At 73.3% G+C, this 494-nt stretch carries 1 pseudogene; it reads left to right on the forward strand.

Annotated features, from left to right (window positions below):
* Positions 1-494, forward strand: a pseudogene (locus tag DBR34_RS24320) (oxidoreductase); the annotation flags it as partial.

A 494-nucleotide genomic window follows, 5' to 3' on the forward strand; every position in this document is an offset into this window, starting at 1 on the left:
CGTGCTCAACCGCAGCTTTGCCGCCCTGCCGCCGAGCTCGCTGCTGGTCTACCTGGCCGCGCTGGCCGCCACGGTGGCGCTGACCGTACAGGCCACCGGTGATGTGAAACTGGCGGCCTGGGTACTCGGCGGTCTGGCGGCCCTGGCGGCGCTGGCCGGCGCGCTGGGCGCGTTCCTGCTGTGGTTGCTGCGTGGCCTGCAGCCGCGCCTGCGCGGGCGCTGGAAGCTGGGCCTGGCTGCCCTCACCCGTCGCCGGGGTCTGGCGGTGCTGCAGCTGGTGGGCCTGTCGCTGTCGCTGTGCGCGCTGTTGCTGCTGTCGGTGATCGGGCCGGGGCTGCTGGCGCAGTGGCGCGACCGCTTGCCGGTGGACACGCCCAACTACTTCCTGATGAACATCCAGCCCGAACAGCGCGGCGCCGTGCTGAGCACCCTGCAGGGGCTGGGCGTGGCCGCGCCGGGGATCGAACCGTTCAGTACCGGGCGCCTGCTGGCGG

The sequence above is a fragment of the Stenotrophomonas sp. HMWF003 genome, assembly GCF_003061285.1.
In the GTDB taxonomy this organism is placed as follows: Bacteria; Pseudomonadota; Gammaproteobacteria; order Xanthomonadales; family Xanthomonadaceae; genus Stenotrophomonas; species Stenotrophomonas maltophilia_AP.